This window comes from Thiomicrospira sp. R3, assembly GCF_029581415.1.
Lineage (GTDB): Bacteria > Pseudomonadota > Gammaproteobacteria > Thiomicrospirales > Thiomicrospiraceae > Thiomicrospira.
Window position 1 is genome coordinate 1,086,759 of sequence record NZ_CP121121.1, and the last position, 16,714, is coordinate 1,103,472.

Annotated in this window: 15 protein-coding genes; 4 read left to right on the top strand and 11 right to left on the bottom strand. The window is 45.2% G+C overall.

Features of this window, described 5'->3' with window-relative positions; genetic code table 11:
- Positions 1-136 precede the first annotated feature (136 nt).
- Both P8S55_RS05490 and P8S55_RS05495 read left to right on the top strand, forming a co-directional pair.
- Entirely contained in the window at positions 137-697 is a 561-nt protein-coding gene (locus tag P8S55_RS05490) for a chemotaxis protein CheW (protein WP_289225273.1), read from the top strand.
- Positions 698-863: 166 nt separating this feature from the next.
- Positions 864-3,137 (top strand): HAMP domain-containing methyl-accepting chemotaxis protein, encoded by a 2,274-nt coding sequence (locus P8S55_RS05495; RefSeq protein ID WP_289225274.1) that lies wholly within the window; start codon positions 864-866, stop codon positions 3,135-3,137.
- 61 nt (positions 3,138-3,198) lie between these two features.
- Here P8S55_RS05495 and P8S55_RS05500 read toward each other — a convergent pair whose 3' ends face one another.
- Positions 3,199-4,413, bottom strand: coding sequence for a DEAD/DEAH box helicase (locus P8S55_RS05500; RefSeq protein ID WP_289225275.1), 1,215 nt, complete (start codon positions 4,411-4,413; stop codon positions 3,199-3,201).
- Positions 4,414-4,416: 3 nt separating this feature from the next.
- Positions 4,417-5,790: a nucleotide 5'-monophosphate nucleosidase PpnN gene (gene ppnN, locus P8S55_RS05505; RefSeq protein ID WP_289225276.1), complete on the bottom strand. Its 1,374-nt coding sequence runs from the start codon at positions 5,788-5,790 to the stop codon at positions 4,417-4,419.
- A 120-nt stretch (positions 5,791-5,910) separates the two neighbouring features.
- Between ppnN and P8S55_RS05510 the strand changes: the two genes are divergently transcribed.
- A complete protein-coding gene (locus P8S55_RS05510; RefSeq protein ID WP_289225277.1) occupies positions 5,911-6,840 on the top strand; it encodes a DnaJ C-terminal domain-containing protein in 930 nt (309 codons plus the stop codon).
- Between the two features lie 11 nt (positions 6,841-6,851).
- Here P8S55_RS05510 and P8S55_RS05515 read toward each other — a convergent pair whose 3' ends face one another.
- Positions 6,852-8,603 (bottom strand): DUF4231 domain-containing protein, encoded by a 1,752-nt coding sequence (locus P8S55_RS05515; protein ID WP_289223240.1) that lies wholly within the window; start codon positions 8,601-8,603, stop codon positions 6,852-6,854.
- 217 nt (positions 8,604-8,820) lie between these two features.
- Here P8S55_RS05515 and P8S55_RS05520 point away from each other — a divergent pair, with 217 nt between their 5' ends.
- Positions 8,821-9,036, top strand: coding sequence for a hypothetical protein (locus P8S55_RS05520; protein ID WP_289223241.1), 216 nt, complete (start codon positions 8,821-8,823; stop codon positions 9,034-9,036).
- 69 nt (positions 9,037-9,105) lie between these two features.
- Here the strand turns inward: P8S55_RS05520 and hisI are convergent, their stop codons facing one another.
- The 8 genes from hisI to P8S55_RS05560 form a co-directional block, all read right to left on the bottom strand.
- Entirely contained in the window at positions 9,106-9,543 is a 438-nt protein-coding gene (hisI, locus tag P8S55_RS05525; protein ID WP_289223242.1) for a phosphoribosyl-AMP cyclohydrolase, read from the bottom strand.
- 10 nt (positions 9,544-9,553) lie between these two features.
- Positions 9,554-10,633: a 3'-5' exonuclease gene (locus tag P8S55_RS05530; protein WP_289223243.1), complete on the bottom strand. Its 1,080-nt coding sequence runs from the start codon at positions 10,631-10,633 to the stop codon at positions 9,554-9,556.
- A 109-nt stretch (positions 10,634-10,742) separates the two neighbouring features.
- Positions 10,743-11,078, bottom strand: a complete 336-nt coding sequence (locus P8S55_RS05535) for a Na+/H+ antiporter subunit G (protein ID WP_289223244.1) — start codon at positions 11,076-11,078, stop codon at positions 10,743-10,745.
- Positions 11,079-11,088: 10 nt separating this feature from the next.
- On the bottom strand, positions 11,089-11,358 hold the full coding sequence (locus tag P8S55_RS05540) for a K+/H+ antiporter subunit F (protein WP_289223245.1): 270 nt from the start codon (positions 11,356-11,358) through the stop codon (positions 11,089-11,091).
- Positions 11,352-11,846: a Na+/H+ antiporter subunit E gene (locus tag P8S55_RS05545; RefSeq protein ID WP_289223246.1), complete on the bottom strand. Its 495-nt coding sequence runs from the start codon at positions 11,844-11,846 to the stop codon at positions 11,352-11,354. Before P8S55_RS05545 ends, P8S55_RS05540 begins: the two co-directional genes overlap by 7 nt.
- On the bottom strand, positions 11,843-13,369 hold the full coding sequence (locus P8S55_RS05550) for a monovalent cation/H+ antiporter subunit D (RefSeq protein WP_289223247.1): 1,527 nt from the start codon (positions 13,367-13,369) through the stop codon (positions 11,843-11,845). Before P8S55_RS05550 ends, P8S55_RS05545 begins: the two co-directional genes overlap by 4 nt.
- Positions 13,366-13,800, bottom strand: a complete 435-nt coding sequence (locus P8S55_RS05555) for a Na+/H+ antiporter subunit C (RefSeq protein ID WP_289223248.1) — start codon at positions 13,798-13,800, stop codon at positions 13,366-13,368. The genes P8S55_RS05550 and P8S55_RS05555 overlap by 4 nt, the downstream gene beginning before the upstream one ends.
- Positions 13,800-16,640 carry a monovalent cation/H+ antiporter subunit A gene (locus tag P8S55_RS05560; RefSeq protein WP_289223249.1) on the bottom strand — a complete coding sequence of 947 codons (2,841 nt, stop codon included), beginning with the start codon at positions 16,638-16,640 and terminating at the stop codon, positions 13,800-13,802. Before P8S55_RS05560 ends, P8S55_RS05555 begins: the two co-directional genes overlap by 1 nt.
- Between the last annotated feature and the right edge of the window lie 74 nt (positions 16,641-16,714).

The following is a 16,714-nucleotide window of genomic DNA, read 5'->3' on the forward strand; positions in this document are numbered from 1 at the left end:
CTCGCGCAACGCGAGCGCCTCAGTTGCTATCAAAACCTGTTAATAAAGCTGTGGCAGTAAAAACTAAAAAAACCGCTGGTTTACCCTCACCTAAATCGGCTAGAATAAAAGCCTCAGACGAATGGAGTAAGTTCTAATGCAAGCCAGAGAACAAAACAGTAAAGCAAATACTTCAAATATTAGATTGCACGCTGACCAAGACCAGTATTTAACCTTTACCCTTGGCGCAGAAACCTATGGTATTGATATTTTGCGAGTTCAAGAGATTCGAGGGTGGGAAGCGCCTACCAGTCTACCGAACATGCCTCATTATGTGAAAGGGGTCATCAATATGCGTGGTGCGGTCGTACCGATTGTCGATATGCGCGAACGCTTTAATATTGGCGAGCCTGTTTATGATGAAACTACTGTGGTGATTATCACCCATGTTAATCATCATGTTGAAGGGGCGGACCACTCTACACAAAAAACCATCGGGTTAGTGGTTGATGGGGTATCGGATGTGCATGACGTTAACTTGGAAGAGCTTCAAGGTGCGCCATCGTTTGGTGAGAGTAACCGTGTTAGTGAAGAGTATGTAAGGGGGCTGGCGACGCTTGATGAGATCATGGTTATTGTCTTAAATATTGACTTATTGGCCAACCAAGGTATTTTCCGTGAAATTCAATCCTTTAACCCCAGTGCTGTAAAACACTAAAACCAGTCAGCTCTAGCTCTATTCAAGCTTTCTTAAGCCTGCTTTTGCAGGCTTTTTATGCCACGTCCAAAAATATTAAGCGTATGTATAAATTAAATTGATTCGTTTGATTGTGTTTAAAGCATATAATTAAACCTTAATAAAAATTAAATAAAAGGAGAGAGTCATGGTTTGGATAAACAATCTTACTATTCGCAGTAAACTGATTTTGTTTGTCGTATTAATGCTAGTTGCTTTAGCGTTTAGTGGTTTTAATGCGATTAGAGGCTTTGTTCTTTGGTCTAGCGGTATGCAAAACTTTTCTAATGTGCGCCTGCCTAGTGCGGTAACACTCGGTGTGCTCAATACCGAGCGGATGGATATCCGAGCACAAACGATCAGTGTATTTCGACATAACGATATCCAAACCGCTCCAGCCGAGCTTCGGGCTATTCAAAATGCTCGCGCAAACTCTTGGGCAATTGTGGATCAATATTGGGCTGAGTTTGCCGCAATACCTAAGCAGTCAGAGGCAGGCGCACAAACATTTGCTCGTTTGCAAGGTGAGTACCAGGCCTGGCGGACTAATTATGTAGAGCTAGATGATTTAATTGACAAAATGGTTCAGGCGCGAACGCAAACGGAATTAGACCGTCTAATGCGTGATTATGATGCAACAGTCAAGCGTATGGTGCCCATTTCTAATGCCATGGGAGAAACCTTCCTCACCATAACCCAACGCAGCAAACAAACGGGTATTGAGCAGGCTGCAGAAGCGGTTGAAATTGCCGAGAAAAATAAATACACCATGGGCATTATTTTGTTTATTGCTATGACGCTGGCTATTTTGATCGGTCTATTTATGATTAGGGCGATAACCCGTCCTCTTAATGGCATGGTGGCTACTTTACAAAAAATTGATGATACAGGTGATTTCTCGATTAAAGTTAACCATGCATCTAAAGATGAAATCGGTCAGGCGGCCAATGCATTAAACAACTTAATGACGAATTTACAAAAAGCGCTTAACAATACAAACCAGGTGGTTGGAGCCTTATCTAAGGGTGACTTCAGTCAGCGAATTGAGGGAGATTTTGCGGGAGATCTCGCTAGGTTGCAGCAGGGAGTGAACGGCAGTGCGGATTCGATTAACCAAACGATGGCTCAATTATCAACCGTAATGAACTCGCTCAAGGCGGGTGAGTTTAGCGTTAAGGTCAGTACGGACTTGCCGGGTGACTTTGGTGATATGATGCAAAGCGTTGCTGAATCAACCCATTCTCTAAATCAGTCGATTGCGGGTGTTATACGTGTAATGGAAAACATGCGTCAAGGCCAGTTTGATGATCGCGTCAAGGAAGATGCACAGGGTGATTTAGCAAAACTCAAAACCATGATCAACGAGTCGATGCAGGCGCTAGGTGATTCGATTGATGATATTACACGCATTTCAGTTGCCCAGTCGGAAGGTGATTTAACGCAAAAGATCGATGCAGATTATCCAGGGCAGCTGGGAGTATTGACGCAGGCGATCAATCGTTCTGTAACACGTTTAAACGAAATTGTATCGATCGCAGTTTCGGCGGCAGACTCAGTTAACCATGCGGCACTGGAAGTGGCTCAGGGTTCAATGGACTTAAGTGACCGTGTACAAAAACAAGCTGCGGCGATTGAGCAAAGCTCAGCGACCATGGAAGAATTTAGCGCTGCGGTGCAAAATAATGCGCAAAATTCGGCTGAAGCTACAGAGGTTGAAAGACAGATTGAAGTCAAGGCAAAACAAGCTTCGGGTGTTATGGCGCAAACAATAGAAGCCATGGGCGCCATCCAGCAGTCTAGCCACAAAATATCGGACATAGTGAGTTTAATTGATGGCATTGCTTTTCAAACCAATTTGTTGGCTTTAAATGCGGCGGTTGAGGCCGCACGCGCTGGCGAACACGGCCGCGGCTTTGCCGTGGTAGCCGGTGAAGTAAGAGCACTCGCCCAAAAGTCCGCCGAAGCCGCCAAGGAAATTACCAGCCTGATTAATGAGAGTGTTGCACGCATCGATCAAGGTACAAAGTTGGCCACCGAGTCAGGTGAGGTCATTACTGAAATAACCGGTTCCATTGAACGTGCTTCAAGGATGTCGATTGAAATTTCTCATGCATCACAGGAGCAGTCCGAGGGCGTGAAACAATTACAAGTAGCTATCAGTTCTATTGATCAAGGTATTCAGCAGAATGCCGCTTTGGTCGAGCAAACATCAGCAGCGGCTGAAAGTATGCGAGAGCAGGCTAGTTTGTTAAGTCAGCAGATGGGTTTCTTTAAAACAGATAATAGGCCTAACACGGTGGTTTCCAAGGGAAAGACGCTGCCTAAACCTGGCTTAAAGCGCTCAGCAGCGCCGAAAACCTCGGTGCAATCCAAGCCTTTAAAACCTGTAACCTCATCAGGGGATGAGTGGGCTGAGTTTTAACGTAAAACTTTAAGCCCAGGCACTAGCAACCAGGCCTGGTTGCTAGTGCCTGACGCAATCATTAGGTCTTCTTTTTAGCGGCTTTTTTGGCCGCTTTTTTCTTGTGAGGCTTTTTCTTGTCGTTCAGCTTATTGGGTTTTAAGCGCGCTTCAAGGCCTTTAATTTTACTAACCGGTATTTTGGCTTGAAGGTGATAGTGTATCCGCTCTAGGGTTCTGAGCTCGTGACCCTCGACCAGACTAATTGCTAGTCCTACATTCTGGGCTCGACCCGTGCGACCGATGCGATGAATATAGGTGTCACCACGCAGAGGGAGGTCGTAGTTAATAACGTGGGTTATATTTAATAAATCCAGTCCACGAGAGGCAACATCCGTTGCAACGAGAGTCTGAATCTTCCCTTCTTTGAATTTACCAATTTTCTCAAGTCGTTTGGCTTGTATAAAATCACCATGCAATACTTGAGCACTAATTTCTTGTGCCTGTAGCCACTGAGTCAGTGAGATGGCGCGTTCTTTTTTATTGCAAAACACGAGGGCACTTTTGCAGCTTGAATCTTGGAGCAACGTAAGCAATAGTTGTTCTTTGTGAGCACGGTCATCAGCAAAGTAGATCATTTGTTGAACCTGGGCTGACTGCATATTGGCGGCATCTACTTGAATAACGGTGGGGTTGTCAAGCGTCTTTTCAGCAAAGTTATGAATCCCTGTGCCCGCAAGGGTGGCGGAAAACAAACCTGCCTGAAAATCGCCGGGAATGGCGTCTAGCAAGGCATGAACATCAGGGCCTTGACCCATATCAAGCATTCTATCTGCTTCATCAATAATAACCATTTCTAGGTGGTCGAGTTGCACCCTGTCTTGTTCAAGTAAATTGAGCAAGCGTCCTGGGGTTGCAATGAGTATCTGGAAGGGGTGCGTAAGGTGTTCTATCTGTTTATCTTGCGCAAGTCCACCCGTGATAACCACTGAGCGTAATGCGATGTTTTGGCTTAAATCACGGACTACCTGACGAATTTGTAGAGCCAGCTCTCGGGTGGGGGCGAGCATCAAAATACGAGGTAAGCGCGTGTAACTAGGGTTATCAATTAAATGCTGTAGGGCGGGTAATACAAAAGCCGCTGTTTTCCCCGTTCCTGTTGCTGCGCCAGCCAGTATATCTTTTCCCGCCATTAGCGCAGGTATGGCCGCTTGTTGGATCGGTGTGGGGCGATTGAAACCCTGTTGGGTAATAGCATCAAGTAATAAATCATCAAGTTCAAGTTCAGAGAATGTCATGCATTAACCTTTTAATAGTCTGTAGCTGGGAATGTAGTTGTCGGCATCAATTTTCATGCGTTTTTGCTCAATCATAAAACTGAGTAAACGTTCAAGTGCGTGCATGATTTCTGGATCACCGCCGAGTTCAAAGGGGCCATGCAGAGCAATAGCACGTATCCCCTCGGCTTTAACATTGCCAGCGACTATGCCAGAAAATACACAACGCAATTGAGCAGCAAGCAAATGTATAGGTTGGTTTTTAGTTAAATTAAGCGCACGCATACTGGCGTGTGTTGGTTCAAACGGCATTTGTATTGTTGGCTCAATGTGCAGTTGCCAGTTAAAATAATAGGCATCGCTGGTTAGTTTGCGGTCGTCTTTAACGATCGCCATTTGTTCGCGCATATAACTGGCAACACTATTTGGCTTATCGAGCAGAATAGTGAGCCGATCTAATGCGGGTTGACCTAGTGTCTGTGCTATGAAAAGTTTGACCTCGTCAAAGTAAGCCTGACTGCCAAGATCGCCTGTTAATACCAATGGGAAGGGCATATCAGCATTTTTTGGATCAAGCATGATGCTAAAAATATAAAGCAATTCTTCCAAAGTGCCAGGCCCGCCTGGGAAGATAACTATGCCATGAGCCAAGCGTACGAAGGCTTCCAGACGTTTTTCAATATCAGGTAAAATAACCAACTCGTTAACCACCGTATTCGGCGCTTCGGCGGCAATAATGCCAGGCTCTGACAGCCCTATATAACGTCGGTTTGTAAAGCGCTGATTATGATGGCCGGCTTCAGCCCCACGCATGGGCCCTTTCATCACACCGGGCCCGCAGCCTGTGCAGATATTGAGTCGGCGTTCGCCAAGTGCAATACCAACATGACGTGAGTATTCATATTCGCGTCGAGAAACGGCGTGACCTCCCCAGCAGGCAACCAGGTTGGGTTCTTCATTGGTGCGTAATACTTCCGCGTTTCGCAGGATGTGAAACACCGCATTCGTGATGCCCGCGGAGCTATTTAAATCAAATAAGCCCGACTCTATAATGCTATTGCGTACATAAATAAGATCACGCACCACGGCAAACAAGTGCTCGCGCAAACCTTCTACCATTTCGCCATCAATAAACGCTGTTTCTGGCGGATTGCATATCGTTAATTCAATACCACGCCCTCGTGACAGAACTTTGATATCAAAATCAGGATGCATTTCGAGTAGTTTCTCACCGCTGTCAAGATTATTGCCTGTATTTAATACTGCTAATGAACAACGTTTTAACAGGTCGTTTAGACCTTTGTCTGATTGATCACAAAGCTGATTCGCTTCTTGTTTGGATAGGATTTGTAGTGCACCATTCGGGCGAATGGTGATTTCGCAGTTATTTAACGTCATAATTAATCTTTTTAGTTTCTAATACGGATATTATGCGTCTAAAAGCGGTTATTTAAAAGAAAACATTGAAAAACCGACAGGTAAACCCCATTGAGCATCTATATTTTTAAGGATTAGGTTATGGAATACAAAGATTATTACAAAATATTAGGTGTTGAGCGCTCTGCGGACGATGCGGAAATTAAAAAAGCCTACCGTAAGTTGGCCGCTAAATATCACCCTGATAAACCAACAGGCGATGAGTCAAAGTTTAAAGAAATCAGTGAAGCTTATGAGGTATTGAGCGATAAAGAAAAACGTTCAATGTTTGATCAGTTTGGTTCAGGCTATCAGAATGGTCAACACTTTGAGCCACCGCCTGGCTTTGAGGGCATGTTTAGTGGTGGCCAGACGGGTGGATTCAGTGACTTTTTTGAATCTTTATTTCGTGGTCAAGGTGGTTTTGGTGGCCAGGGCTTTGGCGGTGGTTATAGTGGTCGTCAAACCTTTCATCAAAAGGGCGAGGATCAGGTAGTAAAAGTGCTAGTCAGTTTGGAAGAAGCGGTTAATGGTAATGAGCGCAGTCTTAATTTGCAAATCCCACAAGCAGATCAACAAGGGCGGGTTTATCAGCGTACTAAGCAAATTAAAGTTAAGATCCCCGCTGGGATTAAACAGGGACAGCGAATTCGTTTAACCGGCCAAGGAGCGCCTGGCAGTGGTGGCGGACCAAATGGTGACCTTTATCTAGAAATTGATTTACAAAACCATCCACTTTACCGTGTCGAATCGGAGGATGTGATTTTGGATTTACCTTTGACACCTTGGGAAGCCGCGCTGGGAACTAAAGTTCAAATCCCAACACTTAAAGGCAAGGTAAACATGTCGATTCCAGCAGGCACCCAGTCGGGTGTAAAGCTTCGCATTAAGGGGCGTGGTTTAGGTAAAACGCCGGGTGATCAGTATGTCGTGATTCAAATTCATACGCCTCCGGTTTTGGATGAACAATCCAAGATGTTCTATCAGACCATGGCTGAAAAAATGCCGTTTAATCCACGCAGTCATTTTTAAAAGCGCTAAACTTAAGCAGGGATATCAATGCTCTGCTTTTGAATTAAGTGTTGCCATTGACTAATATTGTCGGACATTATTTTTCCATTCGAGCTGGCTAGAGCGTAGAGGCTTAGCCACTGATGCCAGTCATCATCACTTTCTTTGGCATATTGAATAAAACGTTTAAATGCCTTGTCCGACTCGTCGAGTTGTTGGTAAAGTTGAGCCGATTGACTAGCAATACGTTGCATTTCAAGTTTTGTCAGAATGCCATGCAAACTGGCCGCAACAGCAGGTAAGGCTGCGGTGAATAATAATAACCAGATGTCATGTATAAATAAGTGAATAGATACCGCGATAAAGGTAAAAACAAAAAATATCTCAGTTAAACGATGTAGGCGATGATGGCCTAAATGCTTTTGGTTGTAGTGGCGTTGGTGATAGGTTTTTTGATTGTCAATTACGACTTGCATGTGTTCAACTAGTGCATGAGTGTGATAAGTCGGTGTATAAATCTTTCCATCCTCACAGGGTAGACCACTCGCCATGAGATAACGCTGCATTAACCAAATTTCTGCAGATTTAAGGGCTAGTTGATTGTTTTTGACTTGCCATTGTGGGCTTCGAAAGGGCTCTGGTACCACCATAAGCGGATGGCCCATAATGCAATAGCGTAATTGCTCTGCAATATAGCGATGGCGCATCCATTTCTCGTGTAATTGCGATTTACGAGCCCAGTAAACACGGTAAATAATGGTCGCAATAACAATTAACTCAAAATAAGCCAACCAGTGAAGCTGCCATACCTCAGCGCTGACGGCTAAAATTACAGCCAAAGCGGCAAATCCATATAGCATCCAAACATTGTAGCGATAACAGTCCCCTGCTTGCTCTGCTTGACTGTTATGCGCATCAAAGGCTTCTGTTAGCAAGGTTTTTGTTTGTACATCTTTATCCTTGACTTTTAATTGCATAGGGTTTTTAAAATGGTCAAAACGTTGTTTAAGTTGAAACCATAACCCTTGTTTTTGAACGTTATTTTTCAGGGATGATTTTTCGGGAATTTGATTTCCGCACAGTTCGTTAATTTGTTGATTAGTTTGTGGGTCTTGGGTTTTTGCCATCAAAAACAACTGGGCCAAAGTCGATTCAAACGGGGTTTGTTCAAGACTATTAAACGACTTAAAATAGCTTAATAAACGTGTTGTTGAATGGTTTTCGGCTTTAAGTATAAGTAGGTTGGCATTATCCAGTTGGTTGAGTTTAAGCCAGTGCAGTTCCCCCTGATTATCCATCCAAATAACAGGTTTTAAGCTTTGTGCTGCTTGAGATATTAACTCAAACCCGGCGCGCCCCTCCTCGGTATTTAGGTCAGGCTGCCAGCCGATTAATAATATATCGGCATAATTGAGCATTAAGTTATCTCTGGTTGCCTGCGGAGAAGGTGAGAGCAGCAACTCATCTTTAGCACGTCCCAATGATATGATGCGGTCTATTTTAAGCCTTTTCTCATTCGCTACAAGCTTAGTTAATTGGCCAAATTTTTGACAAAGTAGTAGTTGAGTGGTGAAGTCATTTTGATGGGCTAATTCAACACTGAGTTGCTCTATACCGTCCCGATAACCCGTAATGAGCTGGGGTTTGATAGACTGGGGAATTCGTGTTTGCATTTGGCGAAACAGCGCCTGCCATTTTACATTGATCTTTGGGTAGTTGAGTTGCCCAGTCCAGTTGGGTGCGCTCACCATAATACTCAATGTAAGTGGAACATTTAAATTCATATAGGTTTTTTGTATGGTTTGTAGAGTAATAAAGAGTGTAGCGGTTAATGAGAGTATCTGCTAGATTGAAACGCATTTTTGCCCCACATATTATAATATAATAATTTTCTAATATTTTTATTGTTGATGTGTTGATAAATTATTTCTATGTGATATTCTACTCATAAATCGAAAAGCAAGCGGCAACGTTCTATTTTTTTAAATTAAGGAGTTAACCATGAAAAAGACAAGCCTAGTTTTAGCCTCTATGATGTTTGCGGGTGTGGCTATGGCCAGCCAAGAACAACCTAGTTGGGAGTTTGGATGTAAATTAGATGCACAAAAACCAGCTGCAGAGCAACAAGCGCAGGTTACGGTTAAAGAAGTTAAAGCAGAGCAAGAAAACACCTGGACATTTGAAGCACGCGAGTTACCTGTTGTTTCAATGCGTTAAGTTATAAGGTTTTAACTCTCCTCAGAGCCAAAAGCCCGGATTTCCGGGCTTTTTATTTGTAAGCGTTTTTTAATGTGAGTGTTTGTAGAGTTCGGCAGGATCAATGAGTGGATTAGACAAAACTTCAAGCTTATCCCCCTTGATGCCATTATAAAAACAGTTCGATCGTCCGGTATGACAAGCAGGCCCTGTCTGTTCAACAAGCAGCAATAACGTATCACCATCACAGTCTAAACGCGCTTCTTTTAACAGTTGGATTTGCCCTGATGCTTCACCCTTTCGCCAGTAGTTTTGGCGTGAGCGTGACCAGTAACACACGCGACCTGTGGTTAGCGTTTCTTCGAGCGCGGCTAAGTTCATATAAGCCAGCATCAGCACTTCACCGCTATCATGTTGTTGAGCAATAGCGGGCATTAAGCCGTCTCGATCAAACTTCAGCTGATCTTTAAAGGGTTGCCAGTCAAACCGGTCACCTTTTTTAGCTTTTTCTAAATCCAAAAAATTCATTTAACCTCCCTTATTTGCGTTTAGCTTTAGCAAAAGCCTGAGCAAATAAATTGTTTGTTAGCGCTTTTTTCGCTTCAATGGCTGGTTTTTTCTCTTGTACCTGCGAATTGCGACCTTGTATTAACATGGCACGCATCAACTCAGCAGTGGCTTGTGCATCGACCAGAGCATCATGCGCATCACCTGGAAATTCTTTTCCTAATACCTTCTCATACGAAGCGGTAAGTTTTGGAGTCTTCCAAAACCAGTACATTTTTTCAGAATGCCAGCGCATTGCACCGACCAACTCTTTACTCAGTTCAGCAACATCTAACCATTTGTTGTAATCTAATTCGAAATCGAGCATTTTTTTAGAGGCAGAGTTTTGCAGGTAAGCAAAATCACTTTCGGTACTATAAGCCAGCACAATATCCGCTTCACATAATATACGATGGATATTATGCCAACATTGCGAAAACAAGGGCGCACCTTGAACCATATCGGTAGTGATATTGTGTTTTTCATTATCAGGAATGTCATAGCCGGGGTTAATCAGTTGATTAAGCACCTCATTACCTTCAAAGTCACAAATCGATATTTGAATAACATCCGCTTCAGGACTGGTTGAAATGTCAGTCGCCTCAATATCAAGGCAAAGTACACGCTTAGCTTTTAGCTCTTTATCATGGTTTTTTAATTTAAAAAGTGCGTCGTTACGGCTTTCTTGAACAAGATTAATAACTTCTGAAGCGGTAAACTCACTAATGAGAGACTCAACAGCAAGTTGCGCTTTATTGGCTGATTTTTTAAGCGCTTGGCGAACTGTTTCATCATCTGATGCGCGTTCAATAAATTGCTCAAGCGTTAAAACGTCTTCATTAACGAGTAACAGGTCTAAAGTGGCGTGGGCAATTTTTTTGGTGTCGTAGTTATAGGCTTCAAGTGGCGGGATGCGCAACCCAGCGGTTATTAATGACTTCTCTCCTTTAGCAGGGGATGCAACCAGCTGTACGCCTTTAATGTCGAGACCATCAGACGCTGCAACAGCAACGATATATTCTTTTATGGGTTGATTGCGTTTGTCAAACAGAATTAGTTGGGCTTGGCTCATGAGGAATGGTCTAATAAAAATAAAAGTCCATTTTAGCAGTTAAAGTGGGCTTTGTCTTAGGTTTGATTTACTGGTTTTTCCAACCAGGCCTGGTTGGAAAAACGGCAGTTTAATTGTTGTTATCTGGTTGATAGGGCGTGTTTTTAGTGCGCTCTATTTGTTTAAGCTTGATGTGGATCGCCGCCTTGGCCATTAAATGCGCGCTAACGGGGGCGGTGATGAATAAAAATACCATGACCAGTATTTCATGCAGGCTGATTTCACCTGGCTTGAAACTAAAGTAAAGAGCCGATGCAACTAATATAGCACCTACGCCAAGCGTGGTTGCTTTGGTAGGACCATGTAAACGCATATAAAAGTCCGGTAACTTATACAGACCAATCGAGCCGACTAGGGTAAAGAAGGCACCGATGATGATTAAAAGGGCGAGAATGGTTTCTAACATGTTTTTATCCTTATTCCATAATATCGCCGCGCAGCAAATATTTGCTGAGCGCAACGGTGCCAACAAAGCCCATAACCGCAATTAATAACGCCGCTTCAAAATACAAAGCACTGCCTAGATAGAGGCCGAGCAAAATTAATAGTGCTATCGAATTAATATAAAGGGTATCAAGTGCCAAAATGCGGTCAGGTAAATCAGGGCCAATAATTAAGCGCATTAAGCTGAGTGCAAGCGCAACAGAAACTAGCGTAAATGCAATCGGTAGTGCAATGTCTAACATTTTGTAAATACCTCTTTCAGCGGCTTTTCATAGCGTTGTTTAATATCTGCGATGGTTTGGTCTATGTCCTCAACATGCAAGGCATGGATTAATAAACGTTTACGATCAGCACTAAGGTCACAGGACACCGTACCGGGTGTGAGTGAAATCGTGTTGGCGAGAATACTGATGCCCAAGCGGTGTTCAACGTCTAGATCAATATAAAAAAACGCCGGCTTTAGCTTGTCGTTTTTGCCTAAAATTAATTTAGCGACAGCAATGTTGGCGATTACGATATCCCACATAACCACCCCAAAAAACTTAAGCAGGGTTAAGGGGTTTTTTAGGCATACTGTCTCTTGCCAAAAGCTTGATGTAAACCAGGGAATAAAAATAGCTAAAATCAACCCTAGCACCATATGCCCAGGATCAAAGCTGTTATTGAGTAACAACCAACTGAGCCAGAGTACAACAGTTAAAATAGGGTGAGGTAATATTTTGTTGATCATGGTTTAACCCTCTCAATAGCCGGTGTGGTCAAAACGGCTTCAATATAACTGATGCTATCAAATTGTTGCAGCGCAACCAGTTCGGTGAAGCTACTAACCGGGTTGCCAAAAATGACTAACAAAGGGCTAGCAGCTAATAGACCGACCACAGCGACAAAGGCGGATTTATTCACCGGTTCGCCAGGTAATTCGTTACAAGGCTGGGTGCGATAAAACAGTAAAGAACCTGAACGCGCCATCGCCACAATGGTCATTAAGCTGGCAACCAGCACCACAGCAAAGACGCTATAGAGCCATGGGTGATCTAGTGCCGCGCCTAAAATAAGCACCTTACCGAAGAAGCCGGATAACGGTGGCATTCCGGTCATCGCAACCGCACCAAACATAAACATCGAGCCTACCAGCACCGCATTAGGCATAATCGGTGCGGAGGTGAATTTATCATCAATAGGACCACGACCCCGTGCAATCACGTCAGCAAGCAAGAACATACCGCCTGCGACGAGTGTAGAGTGAATCAGGTAATAGAAGGTCGCGCCTAAGGCTTCGGGCGAATTAAGCCCGACGCCGACCAACAGTATCGCGACCGAGGCGAGCACAAGATAAGCAATCTGTTCACGCAGACCACGCGCCGCCATTACACCTAGCGCGGCCAATACAAGGGTCAGCAAGCCCAAGCCAAGTACCCAAGGCGTCCAGAAGAAAGCAAGCTCGCCTGCGGTTTCGCCAAATATTGTACCGTGGGCACGCACAATCGAATAAATCCCCACTTTGGTCATAATGGCAAACAAGGCAGCGACCGGTGCCGAGGTATTGGCATAGGCGGCGGGTAGCCATAGATAAAGCGGGAACATCGCGGCTTTAAGCCCGAACACAATAAGCAATAGCAGACCTGCGGCCGCTATTAACCCTTGGTTTTCCGGCGGCGCAACCGCGATTTTCGCTGCCAAGTCAGCAATATTCAATGTGCCGACCGCGCCATAGAAGGCACCGATTGCAAACAAGAATAGGGTTGCGCCAATCATGTTAATGACTACAAAGTGCAAGCCCGCCTTGGTACGCAAGCGCCCAGAGCCGTGCAATAGCAAACCATAAGAGGCCAATAGCATCACTTCAAAGAATACGAACAGGTTAAACAAGTCACCTGTCATAAATGCGCCATTTAAACCAAACAACTGTAATTGGAACAGCACATGGAAGTGTGAACCTTTTTCATCTATCTTGGTCGCAATCGCATACCATAAAGAGCCCAGTGCGAGGATCGAGGTTACCAACACCATCATCGCAGAAAGCTTGTCGAGTACAAATACGATACCAAAAGGTGCGATCCAGTTACCTGATAAGTAAACTTGATGCACACCTGTCATCGACACCTTAACCATTTCGATGCTTAAGAAAATTAAGCCCAAAACAATCAGAAGGTTAAGTGAACGCTGCAGGCGTAAGCCGCCAAAGCGTGCAAACAGCACTAAAAAGCCACCAACAAGTGGTAATAGAATTGGCCAAGCCGTTAATTGCATCATGGCTTAACCTCCTGGTTTGATTGTGAGTTCATCGTTGTTTCTGTCACTTGCGTTTGTTGTGAAGGCTTGATTTGCTCAGGCTTTTCATAAGGCGCTTCGTCTGGTGCTAAATGCAAACCATCGACATGATCACTCCCTAGCTCTCCGCGTGCTTTAAGTGCCAGTACAATTAAAAATGCAGTCATACCAAACGCAATAACAATCGCGGTCAGTACCAAAGCCTGCGGTAAAGGGTCGCCATAACCAGCGGCCGCCGCGTCAATGACAGCGGGTTGACCAATGGTTAAACGCCCCATGGTGAACAAGAACACGTTGACCGCATAGGCCAGCAATGTTAAGCCAAGCACCACTGGGAAGGTACGTGCGCGGAGTGTCAAATAAACCCCGGCTGTGGTCATCACGCCGATGACCAAGGCAATCAATAATTCCATTATTTCGCCTCCTGTTTTTTAGCGGGGATCGAGTTTTGATGCGGCTCGTGGGACGCACTGCTCAATCGTCCGAGCTGAACGAGTGACAGCACGGTTGCGCCGACCACTACCAGGAACACGCCAATATCAAAGGCGATAGCACTCGCCACCTCAAACTTGCCAACGACCGGCCAAGTGATATAGGTGAAGCTCGATGTCAAGAATGGGAAGCCAATCATCATGGAGACAATCCCCGTACCTGTACCGATCAGTAAGCCAAAGCCAATGACCCAGTGCATATCCGTTTTCAAACGCTCACCTGTCCAAACGATACCGTTGGATAGGTACTGGACAATAATCGCTACCGCCGCAATTAAGCCAGCTATAAAGCCGCCGCCCGGTAGGTTGTGACCACGCAAGAAAATGAATACCGCGACTAATAACATCAAGGGTAATAACAAACGGGTTAAGGTTTGCATAATAACGGGATGGCTATCAGTATCCCAGTAACGGCCATACATATCTTTGTTTGGCGCGGGGAGTTTCATGCCCTGCAACATCGCATAGATACCCAGGCCGGCCAGCGCCAGTACCACGAGTTCACCAAGGGTGTCAATACCACGGAAGTCAACTAGAATCACGTTCACCACGTTGGTTCCACCGCCGCCCGGCACGGCGTTCTCAAGGAAGTATTCAGAAATAGGTGCAAAATCGCGCGTCAGCACCGCTAGCGTAAGCAGGGTTGCGCCAATGCCCGATAACAACGCAATCACCGCGTCGCGACCGATTCTAAAGCGACCAATTTCTTTCGGTGTCGTTTGTGGCAGGAAGTAGAGCGCTAGGAGCAATAGCACAATCGTGACTATTTCAACCGACAATTGTGTCAAGGCCAAATCAGGTGCAGAGAACTTGACAAAGCCCAAGGCAATCACCAGGCCGATGACACCCAGTGTAATCAGTGAAACCAGGCGTCGTGCATGCCAAACGACCGTCATTAGGGTAGCAATCATCAGTGCGACGGCGGCCACCAGTGTAACCGGATCAACCGGCAACATTTCACGCGAACCAAAAAGGCTGGCACTGGATGACATAAAGCCAATGGCACCCGCAATTACCGAGGCACCGATAATCCAGACCGCTGCGTTTTGAAGTGAACCTTTATCAAAGCCACGCGTTATTTTGAGTGCAAACGCGAGGGTGTTGTTCAATATCGCATGATAAACCACTCGTGCATCCAAACGTTCAAACAATTTAGTATGGATTTCAAACAGTTTATGACGGATAAAGTAAGCACCCACGCCCAATACGAGTGCGATGATACTCATCATCAAAGGTAGGTTAAAGCCGTGCCAAATCGACAAGCTATACTCAGGTGGCACAGCTTGAAGAGTGCCGGCTGCCGCAACCGCTAAGATTGGCGCTACCGTAAACATTGGGATAATGCCGACCGCCAAACAAATAACCACCAACAAATCCACAGGGATCTTCATAAAACGCGGTGGTTCGTGAGGGGTTTTGGGTAGATCTTTTGGTTCGCCACCAAAAAATACATCATGAATAAAGCGCAGCGAGTAGGCTACGGAGAAGATAGCCGCTATCGTAACGAGCACTGGTAATAACCACGCCCAGACATTGGTTTCAGCAGCAAGTACGGCTTGTTCAAAGAACATTTCTTTACTCAAGAAGCCGTTTAGTAGCGGAACCCCTGCCATCGCGGCAGCGGCCACCATCGCTAGCACCGCCGTGTGTGGCATGTATTTCATTAAACCACTCAGTTTACGCATATCGCGGCTGCCGGTTTCATGTTCAATAATCCCAGCCACCATGAATAACGATGCCTTAAAGGTGGCATGGTTGATGATGTGGAACAAAGCAGCCACAGCGGCCATTTGTGTGCCAAGGCCAAATAGCAGGGTGATTAACCCTAAATGACTAATGGTTGAATAGGCGAGCAAGCCTTTTAAGTCATCCTTAAACAGCGCGGTATAAGCGCCAATCAAAAAGGTTATTAACCCTGCGCCGCCAACCAACCACATCCACTCGGGTGTGCCAGATAAAGCCGGGAAGAAACGGGCTAGCAAGAAAATACCAGCTTTTACCATGGTCGCTGAGTGCAAATAAGCCGATACCGGAGTCGGTGCCGCCATCGCGTGAGGTAACCAAAAGTGGAAAGGGAACTGGGCAGACTTGGTAAATACCCCTAGCAGGATTAACACAAGAATCGGCACATACAGCTCATGCGCGCGAATCATGTCGCCTGCGGCTAATACGTCGGTGAGATTATAGCTGCCGACGATATGTCCAAGAATTAATACCCCACCTAATAGAGCCAAACCGCCTGCGCCGGTAATCGCTAAAGCCATTCGAGCGCCATGGCGCGCGTCCTTGCGATGCTGCCAGTAACTGATAAGCAAGAAGGAGCTTAAAGACGTTAACTCCCAGAATACCACTAACTGAATGAGGTTTTCAGACAATACGATACCCAGCATCGAACCCATAAACATCAACATGTAGGCATAAAACCGCCCCATGGAGTCTTTGTTGGATAAGTAATAGCGCGCATAAATAATGATCAGTAAACCGATGACGAGAATTAGCAATGCAAATAGCAAGGCTAACCCGTCAAGTCGGAAAGCGAAATCAAGCCCAATCGCGGGCATCCAAGCCCAACTTTGTACTAGGGTTTCGCCTTGAAAAGGAAGATGCATGGATGGCGCAAGAAAAGCCAATGCCAATATGGTAATCGCTGCTGCGGTCCAGGCCGATGCAACGCGATTAATCTTGGATGCCCAAGCGGCTAATGCCGCACCCACAAAGGGGAGCAACGCCACTATTGGGAGGTTAAACGCAAGTAAGCTCATGGTTTGCCCTATTTAGAGGTGATAAGTTTAGTTTATAGCGTAAAGAGTTTACCATGCCTGCGTTTCATTTCAAT